Genomic DNA, 17437 nt, shown 5'->3' on the forward strand with positions numbered 1-17437 from the left:
CGAGGACAGATGTTTCCAAGTCGAATTTGGACCATTTCAAACCCCTAAAGTGCTTACCTTATAGTAGTCTGAAAATTAGTTAGCTTCCAACCAAACCCTAGCATTCACAAAGGCCTCCAACCAAGGCGTGACCACATCATCTTTACGATCTGATGGGTAGTAACCCCAATTCCACGGGAATGTGCTGCGTTCCAAGTGTGGCATCATCACCAGGTGACGACCATCTTCTGAATTAAGCATGGCGGCATTATAATCAGAGCCGTTAGGATTTGCAGGATAACCTTCATAAGCGTAAGTCGCTGGTATTTGGTAAGCACTACGATCCTTGGGTAACTGGAATTTTCCTTCACCATGCGCTGCCCAGATACCTAGTTTGCTACCTGCTAAGGATTTCAGCATGATGGAATTGTTCTGTGCAATCTCAACGCTCGTGAAATTACATTCAAACTTACCGCTGTCGTTATGAAGCATTTTAGGCTTTTCATCATGATCTGGATGGATCAATCCTAATTCCACAAACAATTGACAACCATTACAGACTCCAATACTCATGGTGTCTGGTCTAGCAAAAAAGTTTTTTAGTGCAGTATTTGCCTTGTCATTATAGAGAAAGGCACCAGCCCAGCCTTTGGCACTTCCTAAAACGTCGCTGTTGGAAAAGCCTCCAACTGCTGCAATGAATTGAACATCTTCCAGATTTTCACGACCGCTAATCAAGTCGGTCATGTGGACGTCCAGCACTTCAAAGCCAGCGAGATACATGGCGCGCGCCATCTCACGTTCAGAATTACTACCTTTTTCTCTTATGACTGCGGCTTTTATTCTTTTGGCAGGCAAGGCTGGTAATTTCCCGTCAAATTGTGATGGGAACTCAAACTGCAACGGCTGCTTTTTATAGTTTTCAAATCGCTCGTCGGCTTTGGCTGTTCCTGATTGCTGGCGGTCGAGTAGGTGAGAAGTCTCATACCATACATCGCGCAGCTCGTTGATATCTAACATATTTCCGTTGAATTTTAATGTGGCTTCTGCGGTAGCGGTTCCTATTTTGTAAAAGGCGACACCACTGTTGGCCAACTCTTTTTCAATCGATGCATCAGTGGTTTGGAGCACGATTCCAGCATTTTCAGAGAACAATGTTTTGATCAAATCGTCACCTAATTTAGACAGGTCCAGATCCATTCCTACATTTTGCGATGGGAAACACATTTCCAATAAGGTGGTGATCAATCCGCCGCTGGCAACATCGTGACCTGCAAGTACTTTGCCTTGCTTGATGAACTGTTGGATGGAAGTAAACGCTTTCGCGAAAGCGGAAACATTCAACACATCTGGACAAGTTTTTCCAACGGCATTTTGAGTTTGTGCAAAGCTGGAGCCACCTAACTCCAAAGCCATGCTGCTCATGTTGATATAATAAATAGGTGCATCCATATCCCGCTGTAAAACAGGCTCGACCACTTTTGTAATATTGTCGCAAGAGCCAACGGTACTAATGATAACGGTTCCAGGCGCCAGCACATCCATATCAGGATATTTTTGCTTCATGCTCAAGCTGTCCTTACCTGTTGGGATGTTGATGCCTAGATCAATGGCAAATTCGCTAACGGCTTCTACAGCGGCGTATAATCTAGCGTCCTCGCCGGGATTGTTGCATGGCCACATCCAGTTGGCACTAAGGCTTACTCCTTTTAGTCCTTTTTCCAGCGGTGCAAAAACCAGATTCGTCAATGCCTCTGCAATCGCATTGCGCGAGCCAGCTGCAGGATTGATAAGCGCGGCCACAGGTGCGTGTCCAATGGTGGTAGCGACGCCATTTTTGCCCTGGTAGTCCATGGCCATGACACCTACATTATTGAGTGGCAACTGCAGCTCGCCGCAGGTTTGCTGTTTAGCCACACGACCGGTCACGCAACGATCTACCTTGTTGGTAAGCCAGTCTTTACAAGCCACAGCCTCTAGTTTCAGGACTTGCTCGACATATTTTTTAAGGTCTTTTTGATCGTATGAAATGTCTTGATATGTGCGAGCAATGGTGGTATCATTCATGATCGTTTTAGGACTCGAACCGAACATGTCTTCCAACGCCAGATCCATTGGGCTGCGACCATCCTTCTCGCTAAAGGTGAATCTATTGTCGCCGGTAACCTTACCAACTTTATATAGTGGTGCGCGCTCGCGAGCGGCTATTTCTTCTAGGATAGGTGTATCGCCGGCATCCATGACCAGTCCCATGCGTTCCTGGGATTCATTACCTATCAATTCTTTGCGGGATAGCGTAGGATCACCAACAGGTAGTGCTTCTACATCTATGGTACCACCAGTTTCTTCCACTAATTCTGATAGACAATTCAAGTGTCCACCAGCGCCGTGATCGTGAATGGATTTTATAGGGTTGTTCTCGCTTTCTACCAGGCCACGTATGGCATTGGCAGCACGTTTTTGCATTTCCGGATTGGAGCGTTGCACGGCATTGAGTTCCAGTCCTGAATCTAGAGCACCGGTATCTGCGCTGCTCACGGCAGCGCCGCCCATTCCTATGCGGTAATTATCACCACCCATAACGATAATGTCGTCGCCAGTTTCTGGTGTTTTTTTCAAGGCTTGGGAACGTTTCCCATAACCTATACCACCAGCTTGCATGATGACTTTGTCGAAACCTAGGTTTTGATCAGCTTCTTGATGTTCAAAGGTCAACACAGACCCAACGATCAATGGCTGCCCAAATTTGTTCCCAAAATCACTGGCACCGTTAGACGCCTTGATCAAGATATCCATAGGTGTTTGATACAACCATTTTCTGGCTTCAAATCCCTTTTCCCAAGGACGCTCATCGTTCAATCTGGAATAACTGGTCATGTAAACGGCTGTTCCTGCCAGTGGCAAAGATCCTTGACCACCAGCCAGTCGATCGCGTATTTCTCCACCAGATCCTGTTGCCGCACCATTAAACGGTTCCACCGTTGTTGGGAAGTTGTGAGTTTCTGCCTTTAGCGATATCACGCTATCAAAAAGGCTGGTTTGATAAACATCTGGTTTGTTAGGCGTTTTGGGTGCAAATTGCTCCGCATTTGGACCATTGACAAAAGCAACATTATCAGAATAGGCACTAACGATCTCGTTAGGGTTTTGCTTGCTCGTTTCTTTGATAAGCTTGAATAGAGAAGTAGGTTTTTCCTCGCCATCGATGATAAAAGTCCCGTTGAAAATCTTGTGACGACAGTGCTCTGAATTCACTTGAGAGAATCCAAAAACCTCACTATCCGTAAGCTTGCGATCCAGCTTCTCTGACAACGCTATGAGATAATCAATCTCATCGTCACTTAGAGAAAGTCCTTCCTGCATATTGTAAGCCGCAATGTCTTCTACTTCCAAAACACCATCAGCAGCAACATTGATTTCAAATTGCGACTGGTCCAGACCGTCAAACTTGACTTGTAACATCTTGTCGTAGGCCGAATTTTCCGTACAGGCAACAAACTCCTCAATGCGAGTGATGCCTTTGATTTCCATGTTTTGGGTGATTTCTACCGCATTGGTAGACCATGGTGTTATCGTCGTTGCACGTGGTCCCGTAAAATAACCTGGTAGGGCTTCGGCCTCTAATTTTGGGGCACCGGCAAAGAGCCATTGTAATTTTTTATCGTCTTCTTCAGTAAGATGGGAAGAGGTCTGTACTGCGTAAATTTTCTTGGTGGGATTTCCGTAAAAATGGATCATTGCGAGCGCTTTTGTGGCTGTTACAAAGATAGTTTTTTAGGACGGTATTTGATGGGAATACGCTTTCGCGAAAGCGGAATTACCACCAGCTTTTTAACAATATCAAAGATCCTTTTTCATCAACAACATCCCGCGAAATTCTGGTTTCATAGTTGGAGAATCCAGTTGAAAGCGACGCTCTGTATAAAACCCCATTTTGGTGTAAAATTTTATGGCAGGTTCTTGGGTATCCATGCATTCCAACCAGACTGATTTTTGCCCTGCAAGCGTGGCTTGCTGAACCACGTAATTCACTAACAATGCGCCAATACCAGAGCCGTGTGTTGCAGGATCCAGGTATATGCGGTGTAGTTTTGTCACGTTATGATAATGGCTGTCAGGAAATGGGCAATCAAAGAGATAGCGCAACATTCCCATGACCTCACCTTTATACTCTACAAAATAGTATCTGGCATTTTCTAAGGAAAGTTCGCTCATCACTTGATCCCGATTGTACTGGGATTCTACATAAGCCTCGCCATTATCTTGCCATAAATGCTGATATACAGGTTTATAAATTAGATGCATCATGCGCCTTAAACGTTCCTGCTCATCAATGGCGATGGGTAAGAGTTTGATATCTTCATTGAGTTGTAAAGCTTCTCGTTTCATACCATCAGTTTACTTTGTACAGCTGTACCTTGTTTTGTCGATTGAGTGGTAAGGCCAGAAGTTTTTGATCCCGTAAATAAAGAATATCACCAACACTAGCTTCAGAAGTCATGAAGACTTTGACATCACCTAACTTGGAAATTTTGAATATGGTGCCTCTGCGCCAGTCAGAAACCAAAAAATGGGTGTCGTCAAAAACCTGGATACCATCAAGATTTCCCTGTGGTAGTGCAGTTACCTTATCGATTTTTTGGTTGGTAATGTTAAGTTTAAGCAACCTTCCTTGAGTATTTCCTTCGCTATTTTCAGATCCTGGCAAACCCCAACCAGCGATGTAAAGGTCATTTTCTACAGCTAATAATCCGTTGGGATTTTCAAGTTCTAGACTAGAAAGCCATTTGGTAAAAACCTTATCAAAATCCAGACGATAAATGGAAGAACTGCGCATGTCAGAAACATAGACGTTACCTTGATCGTCCACAGCAACATCGTTTAAAAACTGTTCGTCACCTACGGCATATCGGTTAGAAACTTTTCCAGTTTCTCGGGAGATTTCTACCAGTTCTGTGACATCAGAAACGTAAATGTAATCACCTGATAGAGCAATACCTTTAGGGTTGTTTAAGCCTGTTGTAAAAGCGTTATCAATGATATTACCTTCCACATCAATTGTGGCAATACCACCATCACCTGGCTCTTGCTCTCCTTGAACTGAGACGTATAACCTATTGTAATTAGGATCGTAGGCCACAGATTCGGCATGAGAAAGGTTGGTTGTTTCAGAAATCAGGGTCAATTTGGCGTCCTGTTTGACAGGCATGGTCATGATGCGTTTCACTGGAGTTTTACAACTGGAAGCCAGCAGGCACAAGACGAGAATTTGGGTCCATTTCATTAGATCGATCTTAAACTTTAAAAGTAAGCGGATTCTAGGATAAAAGGGACAGAAATAGATGTGAAATAGCTGGAAAAATAAGTTCGCTTTACTGCCTGATGTTCAAACACGCGCGCAAGCGAGATCCCAATAAACCTTGTTTTACAGTTAAGGTTTTTCAAATTTCAAGTCACATCAGCGGTTCTCTTTGTAACTTAACTTCAAACCAAAAACTATTATGAAAGCAGCAAGATTTTTAGAACAAGGCGGCGATTTACAAGTCGTTGATATGGACAAACCAACACCAAAAAGTAATGAGATTTTAATAAAAGTCGAAGCATGTGGCGTTTGTCACAGCGATGTTTTTGTCAAACAAGGTGCAATGGGAAACGAATTTCCTAGAACACCAGGACATGAAGTTGTTGGTATTATCGAAGAGTTGGGCGAAAATGTTACCAGTCTTAAGAAAGGACAGCGTGTAGGCATAGGCTGGCATGGTGGCCACTGTTTTACCTGTGATCCCTGTCGACGTGGAAAATTCATTAATTGTGAAAATGCAAAAGTTTCTGGAATCTCCTATGACGGTGGTTATGCAGAATATATGACGGCACCTTATGAAGCCGCGGCATCCATTCCAGACGAACTTAAAAGTACCGAAGCGGCACCGTTGCTTTGTGCCGGTATTACGGTTTATAACGGTATGCGCAATGCTGGGTTGAGAGCTGGAGACACCGTAGCCGTGCAAGGAATAGGTGGTTTAGGTCACCTTGCCATTCAATATGCCAACAAAATGGGAATGCGTACCATCGCCATTTCTACCAGTGAGGATAAAAAGAAACTAGCTTTAGAATTAGGTGCTCACGAGTTTATCGCAACAGATGATGTGGATGCTGTAGAAAAGCTACAAGAATTGGGTGGAGCCGACTTAATCGTTGCTACCGCACCACATGCTGACGCTATCTCGAGCATCGTTGATGGCCTCGCCATGGATGGTACGATGTTGCTTATTGCAGCGACCGCTGATAATGTGGAAGTATCACCCATGCAACTGCTTCAAGCACGTAAAAGTCTGAAAGGATGGCCTAGTGGTACGGCGCCAGATAGTGAGGATACGCTTAACTTTAGCGCGATGACAGGCACCAAACCTATGATTGAAGAGTTTGCTTTGAAGGATGCTAAAGAAGCCTTTGAAAAAATGATGAATAACGAGACCAGATTCAGAGCGGTGCTCAATATGAGTTTATAGATAGACCTTGTTTATTTTCTAAATAAAAAAGCCCAATCATTATTGATTGGGCTTTTTAGTTTTATATCTCTTAACTTATTTCACGATCACCTTAAAAGTCTTGCTGGCTAAGTTTGAATTCAACTTCACAAAATATACACCTGTACCGTTAATTTCAAATGCGTTGCCTTCCAAAGTTTGATTTGCCTTCACCATTCTTCCTGACACATCAAACACTGAAATTGTTACCGATTCTTGCAAATCGATGATTTGAAATCTACCAGTGGATGGATTAGGGAAAATGTTTACTCTAGCAAAGGAATTGTCGCTGGTAGATGCAGTTGTAGTCCAGATCTGATTGACCCAATCTGGATTATCTATAAATGGATTGCGATTGTTCTGATATTCAAAAACATCATTGTTGCGATCTTGCTCACGCTGGTTTACAGGATCTTCATTGTGCCATTTTACCATTAGATCGATGAACCATTGCTCATACCATTGATTCTTGTTGGGTCCACCACGTGGATCGCTTACATTAGAATCCTTATCATCCCAGGAGCTGTCGTCCCAGTTGTCTTCATATCGGGTAGCAAAATACAATAGGCTTCGTGCGATGTCTCCTTTAAATTCATCGATAGGTTCAAATACGGTTTGTGTAAATCCTGGAGTAGCAGATGGTCCTACCTTACTGCCGTTGCGCGAGGTAAAGGTTGGGTTGTTCACTTCGCCAAAAGGAAAGTTACTACGTCTTCCATTCACTTGACCGTCTGTAGGTACGACGTGGTGCGCATCGTTGCGCATGATGTCCTCTTGATTAAAAAAACCTTGTGGATATAGGTGCTCGCGATTGTAGCAGCCACCTTCATTGGCACTTACATTCCCGCAATTATCGTTGAAGGAGTACACATAAGGATCTGGCCCATCAGGATTTTCAGAATACATGTCCAGAATGGTGAACGATTGATTGTCATCGTAGTAATCATCGTTGTCAGATGTTTGGTATAGATCAATAAGATCACCATACGACTGTCCATTAAAACCGTTGGTAATGATTTCCTTAAGTTCGGTTTTGAGTTCGTAGCCAGTTAGGCCTTGAGCGCGGCTGTAATAACCTTCTGGCGGTTGTGCAGCACCTAGAACAACATTTAGAAATAGGGTAGAGAGTAATGCTATTCTCATAGGGGAACAAGTTTATTTTTTCTTTTTCATCAAGGCCATGTAAAACCCATCAAATCCGTCTTTGTGAGCCATTAACGACTGGGAATCTAACAACTCAAAATCAGCTCCAGATTCAGAATTCAAAAAAGTCTCGACCTGTTTGTCATTCTCTGATGGTAGAATGGAGCAGGTAGCATATACCATCATGCCTTCTGGTTTTACAACACGACTGTAGGATTGTAGAATCTCCTGTTGCGTTTTTCTTATGTTATCCAAGAATTCCGGTTCCAGTTTCCATTTGGCATCAGGATTTCTGCGTAATACGCCTAGACCACTACAAGGTGCATCTATGACAAGTCGGTCCATCTTTCCATCCAATTTTTTGATCACTTTAGTCGAGTCAATCAATCGGGTTTCTATGTTGTGGGCACCAGCACGACGTGCGCGACGCTTTAGCTCGTTAAGTTTACCGTTGTAAATATCTGTAGAGATGATCTGACCCTTATTTTCCATCAAAGCTGCGAGGTGCAATGATTTGCCTCCAGCACCAGCACAAGAATCCATGACACGCATGCCTGGTTCTACTTGAGCAAAAGGAGCAATGGTCTGTGATCCAGCATCTTGTACTTCAAAAAGACCGTTTTGGAATAATTCGGTTTGAAAAACGTTGGCACGTTCTTTAAGAATCAAGGCATCTGGAAAACGCTCGTCTGTAGTCGTTGCTATTTCTAGCGCGAGTAATTTTTCCTGTAGTGTTTTAACGTCTGTTTGAAGTGTGTTGGCACGCAGTACTACATCAGCTTGCTGGTTAAGGGCGCTTATTTCTTTGTTCCACAATTCCTCGCCCAGTTCTTCTTTACCCATTTCATCCATCCAGTCTGGAATGGATTCACGGTATTTGGTTATGGCTGATAGTTCGTCAAATTTTCCTTTGATGCGTCGTACCGGTGTGTTGTAATATTCTTCCCATGCAGGAACATCATGCCCTTTAAGCACAATCCATACGGCAGTCATGCGCCATAAATCTGCTGGTTTAAATGGCTCTTTGACATTTGCAATAGCTGCATAGAGTCGCTTGTAGCGCACGATGTCATAAGTCGTCTCTGCAATAAAACCACGGTCTCTAGAACCCCATCGCGTGTCCCTTTTAAGAATGCGCTGTATGGCTTGATCGGCATATTTGCCGTCATTAAATATGTTGTGTAAGGCATCGACCGTTGCCTGAAGTAAATTGTGGTGAAATCTCATGCTGCAAAAATACATTTATCTCATCGCTCTTAAAGTTATTAAAAGGTTGTTTTTGTAATCGCTTTCGCGAAAGCGAACTATTCCTCAACTTTACCATCCATTTCAATCCTATTCATGAGAAAGATCTTCTTATTTCTATTGCCAGGTTTATTACTGTCCTGCAAGAACGACTCAACTTCCAATTATCAGTCACCCAAGGATGTTTCCATACAATTGGAACCTTTATCTACAGATACATTGAGCGTTAGGGCGCTGGATGTGAAGGATGGCACCTTTTGGTTTGCAGGTAATCGCAGCACTTACGGTTCTTTCCATGACACTTTAGGGAGCATTCAAAAAGGTCGTGTGGTATATAACGGCAACGATCAATTGGAATTTAGATCCATCGCGGTTACTGCCGATTACACCTTTATCCTTACGGCTGGAAATCCCGCTTTGATCTATAGGATATCGCACCAAAACGATTCACTGGCGCTGGTGTATGAAGAATCTGGTGAGAAGGTATTTTACGACAGCATGAAATTTTGGAACGACATGGACGGTATTGCCATGGGCGACCCGCAGGAAGATTGTTTTACGGTACTAACCACCACCGATGGCGGCGATACTTGGTCCAAGATAACTTGCGATAAATTACCTACAATAGTAGAAGGAGAAGCGGCTTATGCGGCCAGCAACTCAAACATTGCCTTACAAGGTGAGCATATATGGATCGCAACAGGTGGCCAGGCGGCTAGAGTATTGTACAGTCCAGATCACGGGAAATCCTGGGAAGTTCAAGAAACGCCTATGACGAGCGGTGGCGAAATGACTGGTATCTATGCGTTAGATTTTTATGACGAAAACCTAGGAGTTATGATAGGCGGCGATTGGAATGCAAAGGATAATAAGATTGCCAATAAGGCGATTACCCGCGATGGCGGTAAAACTTGGAAGCTCATCGCCGACGGTAATGGTCCTGGTTATTGCAGCGACATTGCTTTTGTGCCTCAAACAGGTGGTAACGAGCTTATCGCTGTAGGTAGCCCTGGAATATGGTGGAGCGGCAATCAAGGCCAAGACTGGAAACAGTTATCAACTACTGGTTTTTACACCATTGCGATGACCAATGATCAGAAAGGACTGTTAGCAGGAAACAACCAGATCAGCCGATTTGAACTTTATCGAAAATAGGCTATCGATAAACTGCATTTTTAGCTAAATTTCAAACAATTGATAAACAGGTTGTTATATTTTAAAAACCGTTATAAGGATAAATTAACAAGTTCTAGAGCTTCTAAATTGAATCGACGTATTACATTTATAACGGTTTAAGTAAATAAGCAATCAATCTGAAAATTTGTTGTTTATTAAAATATAGCGGTGGAGATCGCTAGTAAAAAGAGCGGTGGAGATCGCTCTTTTTTTTATGGAGTAAATTCAGATTATTTCACCGAGTTCAAGATCTCGTTGACAGCGATCTGATAATTTTTTGTATTTCCAGCTTTCTTGATCTTTTTAAAAGTCTTTTGTGGGTTGTCAAATTGCTCTGCAAAATAGCCCCAGAATCCTTGCATCTTCATTTTTATGGGCGTTGGCCCTTGAAGAAACGCATCGTATTGCGTGAAGATCTGATCGTGAAACGCCCTGAATCGTTCCCAACGATCTGATGGGTGTTCATGAATATTTTGCTTGATCATGAGCGGCAAATAAGGATCTGCGATGAGTCCGCGGCCTATCATGAAATGTTCAATGCTGGGAAAGCGATCCAGTCGCTGTTGAAATATCTCTACCGTGGTGATGTCACCATTGTAGTATAAGGTATGCGGCGATTGCTCTATGCATTTTTCAAAAGCATCCAGATGCACGCCACCTTTATATAGCTGCTGACCCGTACGAGCGTGGACAGCAATACTTTTAAGCGGATATTTTTTGAGCGTATCAAACGCTTCTAGAATTTCGGTAGTCTCGTGATAGCCCAAACGCATCTTCATGGATATGGTCACATCGGTTTCTGCATGAACTCTTTCGAGAATTTGGTTAATGCCTTCATGGTTGCAGATAAGTCCAGATCCCATACCGCGTTTGGTCACCATAGGATAGGGACAACCTAGATTCCAGTTAAGCTCGTTGTAGCCCAAGGATTTGATATAATTTGCTGCCAGCAGAAACTCATCTGCATCTGCCGTCATGACTTGTGGGATCAGTTCAGGAACCTGATTGTTCTCTGGATCTAGATCTCTTTGATAGGAAGATTTGATTTCCAGTTTCCCATTGAATCTTATGTAGGGTGCATAAAAGGTATCAATACCACCATAAAATTCATGCAACGCATTACGGAATCTAAAATCGGTAAAGCCTTGTAATGGTGAGGAAAGTAGTTTGAAATCGCGCATCAATGGGCTGTTTTATACACTCTAGTCAAATCCAAAATATTGATCCCATTGGTTTCCAGTCCATAAACATTCTTGCTGATGAACCTTACGCTCTGGTCATAATATAAAGGAACGATCGCAGCCTGATCAATGATTAGCGAATCCATTTGAACGTATAGACGTTCACGTGAATTAGGATCTGGATTTGCTAGCGCCTGCTCATAAAGGCGATCATAAGCCTCGCTGGAGAAATGCGTATAATTCGGCCCGTTGGGCGCAAAGTTGTCAGAATAAAATAGGGAAAGGTAGTTTTCAGCATCTGGATAATCGGCTATCCAGCTGGATCTGAAAATATCCAATTGACCTGCACTGCGCGCTTGTCGCAAGGTTGATGGTGGCATTACTTCTACGTTGACCTGAATGCCTATTTTCTCTAATTCCTTTTGAATGTATTCGCACAAATCCAGATAATTTGCATTCGTACTTATCACCACTTGCGGATTTTCATCACCCGTTTCCTGACGGTACTCGTTCACTAATTTTTGAGCCTCTACTGGATCATATTCAAAACCTTCCACCTGTCCGCCAGCGGGTAATCCTGCTGGAATAAAACCTTTTGTGGCAGGTGTGCCTATGTTGTTTCTCAAGTATTTGATCATTTGAACCCGATCAAAGCCCAGATTAATAGCGCGCCTCAACTTCAAACTTTGTAATTCTGGTGTGTCACTATCCAGTTGTAGGCCTAGATATTCTGTATTGAGAAACGGAGCTTTAATCATATTCACACTGGACGCATAAGCAGGTTTTAAATCACCTTGAGTGGTTAGCAACTCGTCCTTGTAACTGGGATCCAATGCATTTATAAAGTCCAGATTACCTTGGGCAAACTCCAGAAATTCGGACTGCTTATCATTTTTAAATGTGATTGCCACAGCTTCCAGATAGGGCAGTGGTGCTCCTTTTTCATCACGTTCAAAGTAATGATCGTTGCGTCGCAGCACCAGTTTGACATTTTCTTCCCAGCGCTTCATGTAGAATGGTCCAGTGCCTATGGGATTGGAACGCCGGTCGTAGTCATCCACTAATCGTGAAGCTTCTGGAATGACCGAGCAATACTTCATCGTCAACAATCCTAAAAATGCTGGAAACGGTTGTTTCAATTCTATAACTAACTCGTTGGAAGATGTTGCCTTGATTTGTTTGACATTGCTCATGACCCATGCGCCAGGCGAGGCAACGCTGGGATCTGTAAGTCGTTCCAAAGCATATTTAAAATCGGCTGCGGTTACTTTGTGTAGTGATGTTGAAGTTGTATTCGCTTTCGCGCCTGCCTGCCGATCAGGCAGGAAAGCGAAATTATCATGAAAATAAATGCTGTCCTTTAATCTAAAGCTATAGGTAAGACCATTGCTGCTAACCTCCCATGAATCAGCTATATCTGGAACCACTTGAAGATTGTTGTCTAGTTTGACCAAACCATTATACATCAAGTTACAGGCCCAAATGTTGCGTTGATCCTTTGAAAAAGCAGGGTCCAGACTTGTGATATTGGCATGCTCATTATAACGGAAAACAGTCGTAGAATCAATCTGATCTGAACCTTCAGAACAGGCAATAATCAAAACGTAAAAAAGTAGGAGAGACCACCATCGATTCATGGCAGCAAAGATAGGGGTTTGATGGACTTTAACATCTATAATTCATCGCTTTGCAAAATGGGTTTTGAAACTTTTTACTGTCTTGAAATGCCAGTATCTTTGCAAACTATAAAAACGTATCATGAACGCCGTAGCAGATAAGAAATCCGTTGCTTTTTATACTTTGGGATGTAAGCTTAATTTTAGCGAGACATCTACCATAGCGCGCGATTTTGATAAGCAGGGCTACGATCGCAAGGAGTTTGACGAACCAGCTGATATCTATGTTATCAACACCTGTAGCGTTACCGAAAATGCTGACAAACGTTTCAAGTCTATTGTCAAGAGAGCCCAAAAGCAAAATAAAGATGCGTTTACCATTGCCGTAGGCTGCTATGCGCAACTGAAACCTGAAGAACTGGCGGCCGTCGATGGCGTGGATCTGGTGCTGGGTGCCACCGAGAAGTTCAAGATTACAGATTATATCAACCAGCTGTCCAAAGATGAGCCTGCGCAAATTCATTCCTGCGAGATTGATGAGGCAGATTTTTATGTGGGATCCTATTCCATAGGCGATCGTACAAGAGCCTTCTTGAAGGTTCAAGATGGTTGTGATTACAAATGTACCTATTGCACCATACCGCTGGCACGAGGTATTTCACGTAGCGATACCCTGGAAAATGTTTTGGAAAATGCCCGTGATATTGCTGCGCAGGATATCAAAGAAATCGTTCTTACCGGCGTCAATATAGGCGATTATGGGAAAGGTGAATTTGGCAACAAGCGTCATGAGCATACCTTTTTGGATTTGGTCAAAGAATTGGATCAAGTAGAAGGCATTGAGCGCTTGCGCATCTCTTCCATAGAGCCCAATTTGTTGAAGAATGAAACCATTGATTTGGTTTCCAGATCGCGCGCTTTTGTACCGCACTTTCACATTCCGTTGCAGTCAGGTAATAACGAATTGCTGGGAAAAATGAAGCGTCGTTATAACCGTGAGCTGTACGTGGATCGCGTGTCCAGGATTAAAGAAGTCATGCCAGATGGCTGCATCGGTGTTGATGTGATTGTAGGTTTTCCAGGTGAGACAGATGCCCATTTTATGGATACGTATAAGTTCCTGAGTGACTTAAATATTTCCTACCTGCATGTGTTTACCTATAGCGAACGAGAAAACACAGAAGCCGCTGTGATGGATGGCGTCGTGCCCATGAACGTGCGTAAAAAGCGTTCCAAAATGCTGCGTGGCTTATCGGTCAAAAAGCGCAGAGCCTTTTATGAGAGCCAGCTGGGTAAAACAAAAACAGTTCTTTGGGAAGCCGAGAATAAGGAAGGATTTATCCATGGTTTTACCGAGAACTACGTCAAGGTCAAAACTTACTATAATCCAGAGTTGGTCAATGAATTACAAACCGTAAAGCTAGATACAATCGATGAAGATGGTATTGTTAGGGTAGCGTTGGTTTAGTTCGCTTTCGCGAAAGCGAAATACCTTAAATAGCAGTATTTGCTTATTTCAACTTAAAGCTTATTTTTATACCTAAGTTACATAGGTATGTCAAACCATTCTTTATATCGAGGTAATCTTACGGCTATCGTGCTCCAGATGTTAGAGACTAATGGTCGCATGTATGGTTATGAAATCACGCAGAAAGTGAAGGAAAAAACCAATGGTTCCCTTGAAATCAAAGAAGGTGCTTTGTACCCCATTTTACACAAACTGGAAGCCGATAACTACCTTAACGTAGAGATAGAAAAAGTGGGAAAACGCACGCGTAAATACTATAAAATCACGGAAGCCGGTGAGAAGGAGCGTGTGAGCCAACTGGAAGCGATAAGGGAATATATGGCGACCATGGAACAGATCTTTAACCCTAAATGGAGCTATTGATGGCGCAACTTAACGATGAGCAGATAGAGTCTTTATACAAATTTACCCGGCAGCACTTTGTCGAGCATTATGATTTGCAAACCGAGCTGGTGGATCATATGGCAAACGGCATCGAGCAACAATGGCAGAAATTTCCAGTACTGACTTTTGAGCAGGCGAGAGATCTTGAGTTCAAAAAGTTTGGTGTTTTTGGATTTATGGAAGTAGTAGAGCAACGGCAAAAAGCCATGAATAAGAAATACACGCGTATGGTCTGGAACCATTTTAAAAATTATATGAAGGTGCCAAAGATTGCTGCATTTGCGGCGAGTATTCTGGTCACTTTTATCATTTTGAAGTTTACGAGCTTTTCAGAAGGGTTCCTTTTAGGCGCTATTTGCACTTGTGCGTTGATTTACGTCGCTTTTCTGTTGTATCGTAGTCGACAGATTAAAAGCCACCGTATGGTAAGCGATAAAAAATGGATGCTTGAAGATATTATTTTTAGCCAAGGCGCATTAGCAGGCCTCGCTCTTATTCCTTTGCACTTCTATAATATCTTTAGCGATCTTTCTTCCATAAACGCAGGATGGATCCTTGCACTTAGCCTATTCATCTGTAGTTTATATCTTTTTCTATATATCATAACCATCGAGATTCCTAAACGTGCGGAAGAATATCTGGAGGCTACTTATCCAGAATACAAAATGTCGCAATGAAATAAACTTTCACACAAAGCTTATCAATTCACCTGAAAAATAATTGGCAGACCATAAATAACGTTTACTGGTTTTCCTTGCTGCGTGCCGGGTTGCATGTTAGGTAGTCGCTGGATCACTCGTATAGCTTCTTCTTCCAGTAACGGGTTTAAAGCCTTTGCATAAATATCGATGACATCACCTTGGGCACTAATTTTAAATTGCACATTTATATTGATTTTACCCTTGATGCCTATGGCTTTGGAAACACCTGTATTGAAGTTTTCAGAAACGTGCGCCGTGATTTTTTCCTGCATGCAGCTTTTGTAAGCAGCATTGGAAATCTTTCCTTCACAACCAGGATAGATAGGAACCTGTTCAATTATGGCAAAGGCAGTAGTTTTATCTTTGTTCTTCTTTTCCGTATCGATGGAGTCTTTTAAAGCTTCCCTTTCCTTTTTCTTGGTCTCAATTTCCTTACGTCTGTTTATTTTAGTCATACTGCGAGCGAGGCCTATTTGCGCTGTGTAGGCAGCATTATCACTTGGTTTTGAAACCTGAATGGCTTTTACGTAGGCTTTTTTCGCTTCTTCTAAGTTATCTAGTGCAAAGTGAATGTTGCCTTCCAGTAATGATGCCATGGCAATATCTTGAACTTCAGATTCCTGCATGGCCTTTTCTACATAATTCAACGCTTTGTCAAATTTCTTTTTGGAGTAGTATTTATAAGATTGGCCCAGTAGCTTTTCATTCTTTTTGCTAATCGATATTTCAGTTTGCGCATAAATCGAAAAGGAGAAAAAGTTGAAAAGCAAAAAAGAAGCGAATAATCTATACATCAATGGGATTTTTAAACTGCTAAATATAGGAACTGGAATACAAAGATCAACTTGTCGCTAAATTTCCTGCAAACCTTATATTTGTCTTCTATGGCAGGAAATACTTTTGGGCAGGCTTTTAAACTGACCACCTTTGGAGAATCACACGGTATAGCAATAGGTGGCATCATTGACGGTTGTCCCGCAGGAATCAAAATTGATTTTGCTGCCGTTCAAAGAGATCTTGACAGACGCAAGCCTGGTCAAAGCAAGATCGTTACCCAGCGCAAAGAATCTGATACCGTAGAATTTCTATCAGGTATTTTTGAAGGAGTGACTACGGGAACGCCCATCGGCTTTCAGATCGTCAACGAGAACCAAAAGTCTAAGGACTACTCACACATCGCAGACAGTTATCGTCCCAGCCATGCAGATAAGACGTATACCGATAAGTACGGTACCCGCGACTATCGCGGCGGTGGACGCAGCAGTGCTCGAGAAACTGCCTGTAGGGTAGTGGCTGGTGCCGTGGCAAAGCAAATGCTATCATCCATCCAGTTCCACGCCTACACGAGTAGCGTTGGCGATCTCAAAATGGACAAACCCTATCAAGAGCTAGACTTTGCAGAAATTGAAAATAATGCAGTAAGATGTGCAGATTCCGCTTTCGCGAAAGCGTGTGAAGAAAAGATCCTGCAAGTGCGCAAGGCTGGCGATACTATAGGTGGTGTGGTAAGTTGCGTGATTCAAAATGTGCCACCATCCTTAGGCGAGCCTGTTTTTGACAAACTACATGCAGATCTGGGTAAAGCCATGCTCTCCATCAATGCCGTCAAGGGTTTTGAATACGGTAGCGGTTTTGCGGGTAGCGCCATGCTGGGCAGCGAGCATAACGATCTCTACAATGCAGACGGTAGTACAAAAACCAATTACAGCGGTGGTATTCAAGGTGGTATCTCTAATGGAATGGATATCTACTTTAGCGTGGCTTTCAAGCCCGTCGCCACCATTATGCAATCTCAATCTACCATCGACAAAGATGGAAACGCCACTGAAATGCAAGGCAAAGGCCGTCACGACCCATGCGTGGTTCCCAGAGCGGTTCCCATTGTAGAAGCCATGGCAGCACTGGTTCTAGCAGATCATTTTTTGAGAAATAAAACATCAAAAGTTTAATATAAAAT

The 17437-nt window shown here is 42.9% G+C and carries 14 protein-coding genes; 6 read left to right on the top strand and 8 right to left on the bottom strand.

Going from position 1 to position 17437, the window contains the following annotated elements:
• Positions 1-75: 75 nt before the first annotated feature.
• The 3 genes from purL to BST86_RS04565 form a co-directional block, all read right to left on the bottom strand.
• Positions 76-3717, bottom strand: a complete 3642-nt coding sequence (purL, locus tag BST86_RS04555; protein ID WP_105982238.1) for a phosphoribosylformylglycinamidine synthase — start codon at positions 3715-3717, stop codon at positions 76-78.
• Positions 3718-3819: 102 nt separating this feature from the next.
• On the bottom strand, positions 3820-4368 hold the full coding sequence (locus BST86_RS04560) for a GNAT family N-acetyltransferase (RefSeq protein ID WP_105982239.1): 549 nt from the start codon (positions 4366-4368) through the stop codon (positions 3820-3822).
• A 4-nt stretch (positions 4369-4372) separates the two neighbouring features.
• Positions 4373-5263, bottom strand: coding sequence for an SMP-30/gluconolactonase/LRE family protein (locus BST86_RS04565; RefSeq protein ID WP_105982240.1), 891 nt, complete (start codon positions 5261-5263; stop codon positions 4373-4375).
• Between the two features lie 217 nt (positions 5264-5480).
• Here BST86_RS04565 and BST86_RS04570 point away from each other — a divergent pair, with 217 nt between their 5' ends.
• The gene (locus BST86_RS04570; protein WP_105982241.1) at positions 5481-6488 is read left to right on the top strand and encodes an alcohol dehydrogenase; all 1008 of its coding nucleotides are present in this window, start codon (positions 5481-5483) and stop codon (positions 6486-6488) included.
• A 75-nt stretch (positions 6489-6563) separates the two neighbouring features.
• Here BST86_RS04570 and BST86_RS04575 read toward each other — a convergent pair whose 3' ends face one another.
• Positions 6564-7649, bottom strand: coding sequence for an endonuclease (locus BST86_RS04575; RefSeq protein ID WP_146126709.1), 1086 nt, complete (start codon positions 7647-7649; stop codon positions 6564-6566).
• Between the two features lie 12 nt (positions 7650-7661).
• A complete protein-coding gene (locus tag BST86_RS04580; protein ID WP_105982242.1) occupies positions 7662-8876 on the bottom strand; it encodes an RsmB/NOP family class I SAM-dependent RNA methyltransferase in 1215 nt (404 codons plus the stop codon).
• A gap of 114 nt (positions 8877-8990) precedes the next feature.
• On the opposite strand from BST86_RS04580, the gene BST86_RS04585 reads away from it, so the two are divergent.
• The gene (locus tag BST86_RS04585) at positions 8991-10049 is read left to right on the top strand and encodes a sialidase family protein (RefSeq protein WP_105982243.1); all 1059 of its coding nucleotides are present in this window, start codon (positions 8991-8993) and stop codon (positions 10047-10049) included.
• A gap of 251 nt (positions 10050-10300) precedes the next feature.
• Here BST86_RS04585 and BST86_RS04590 read toward each other — a convergent pair whose 3' ends face one another.
• Both BST86_RS04590 and BST86_RS04595 read right to left on the bottom strand, forming a co-directional pair.
• Entirely contained in the window at positions 10301-11251 is a 951-nt protein-coding gene (locus tag BST86_RS04590) for a tRNA dihydrouridine synthase (protein ID WP_105982244.1), read from the bottom strand.
• The gene (locus BST86_RS04595) at positions 11251-12888 is read right to left on the bottom strand and encodes an ABC transporter substrate-binding protein (protein ID WP_105982245.1); all 1638 of its coding nucleotides are present in this window, start codon (positions 12886-12888) and stop codon (positions 11251-11253) included. The genes BST86_RS04590 and BST86_RS04595 overlap by 1 nt, the downstream gene beginning before the upstream one ends.
• Before the next feature lie 121 nt (positions 12889-13009).
• Here BST86_RS04595 and mtaB point away from each other — a divergent pair, with 121 nt between their 5' ends.
• From mtaB to BST86_RS04610, 3 genes are all read left to right on the top strand, one after another.
• Positions 13010-14335, top strand: coding sequence for a tRNA (N(6)-L-threonylcarbamoyladenosine(37)-C(2))-methylthiotransferase MtaB (gene mtaB, locus BST86_RS04600; protein WP_105982246.1), 1326 nt, complete (start codon positions 13010-13012; stop codon positions 14333-14335).
• Between the two features lie 87 nt (positions 14336-14422).
• On the top strand, positions 14423-14758 hold the full coding sequence (locus tag BST86_RS04605; protein ID WP_105982247.1) for a PadR family transcriptional regulator: 336 nt from the start codon (positions 14423-14425) through the stop codon (positions 14756-14758).
• Complete coding sequence (locus tag BST86_RS04610; RefSeq protein WP_105982248.1) at positions 14758-15456, top strand: hypothetical protein; 699 nt, start codon at positions 14758-14760, stop codon at positions 15454-15456. The genes BST86_RS04605 and BST86_RS04610 overlap by 1 nt, the downstream gene beginning before the upstream one ends.
• 23 nt (positions 15457-15479) lie before the next feature.
• Here the strand turns inward: BST86_RS04610 and BST86_RS04615 are convergent, their stop codons facing one another.
• Positions 15480-16274, bottom strand: coding sequence for an energy transducer TonB (locus BST86_RS04615; RefSeq protein ID WP_105982249.1), 795 nt, complete (start codon positions 16272-16274; stop codon positions 15480-15482).
• 90 nt (positions 16275-16364) lie between these two features.
• Here BST86_RS04615 and aroC point away from each other — a divergent pair, with 90 nt between their 5' ends.
• Complete coding sequence (gene aroC / locus BST86_RS04620; protein WP_105982250.1) at positions 16365-17429, top strand: chorismate synthase; 1065 nt, start codon at positions 16365-16367, stop codon at positions 17427-17429.
• Positions 17430-17437: the final 8 nt, after the last annotated feature.

Source organism: Nonlabens agnitus (assembly GCF_002994045.1).
Lineage (GTDB): Bacteria > Bacteroidota > Bacteroidia > Flavobacteriales > Flavobacteriaceae > Nonlabens > Nonlabens agnitus.

Excerpts from the sequence above, each read along its gene's own strand:
- purL (WP_105982238.1), bottom strand. The coding sequence starts at position 3,717 with ATGATCCATTTTTACGGAAATCCCACCAAGAAAATTTACGCAGTACAG.
- BST86_RS04565 (WP_105982240.1), bottom strand. The coding sequence starts at position 5,263 with ATGAAATGGACCCAAATTCTCGTCTTGTGCCTGCTGGCTTCCAGTTGT.
- BST86_RS04570 (WP_105982241.1), top strand. The coding sequence starts at position 5,481 with ATGAAAGCAGCAAGATTTTTAGAACAAGGCGGCGATTTACAAGTCGTT.
- mtaB (WP_105982246.1), top strand. The coding sequence starts at position 13,010 with ATGAACGCCGTAGCAGATAAGAAATCCGTTGCTTTTTATACTTTGGGA.
- BST86_RS04560 (WP_105982239.1), bottom strand. The coding sequence starts at position 4,368 with ATGAAACGAGAAGCTTTACAACTCAATGAAGATATCAAACTCTTACCC.
- BST86_RS04605 (WP_105982247.1), top strand. The coding sequence starts at position 14,423 with ATGTCAAACCATTCTTTATATCGAGGTAATCTTACGGCTATCGTGCTC.
- BST86_RS04615 (WP_105982249.1), bottom strand. The coding sequence starts at position 16,274 with ATGTATAGATTATTCGCTTCTTTTTTGCTTTTCAACTTTTTCTCCTTT.
- BST86_RS04590 (WP_105982244.1), bottom strand. The coding sequence starts at position 11,251 with ATGCGCGATTTCAAACTACTTTCCTCACCATTACAAGGCTTTACCGAT.
- aroC (WP_105982250.1), top strand. The coding sequence starts at position 16,365 with ATGGCAGGAAATACTTTTGGGCAGGCTTTTAAACTGACCACCTTTGGA.
- BST86_RS04585 (WP_105982243.1), top strand. The coding sequence starts at position 8,991 with ATGAGAAAGATCTTCTTATTTCTATTGCCAGGTTTATTACTGTCCTGC.
- BST86_RS04595 (WP_105982245.1), bottom strand. The coding sequence starts at position 12,888 with ATGAATCGATGGTGGTCTCTCCTACTTTTTTACGTTTTGATTATTGCC.
- BST86_RS04580 (WP_105982242.1), bottom strand. The coding sequence starts at position 8,876 with ATGAGATTTCACCACAATTTACTTCAGGCAACGGTCGATGCCTTACAC.
- BST86_RS04610 (WP_105982248.1), top strand. The coding sequence starts at position 14,758 with ATGGCGCAACTTAACGATGAGCAGATAGAGTCTTTATACAAATTTACC.
- BST86_RS04575 (WP_146126709.1), bottom strand. The coding sequence starts at position 7,649 with ATGAGAATAGCATTACTCTCTACCCTATTTCTAAATGTTGTTCTAGGT.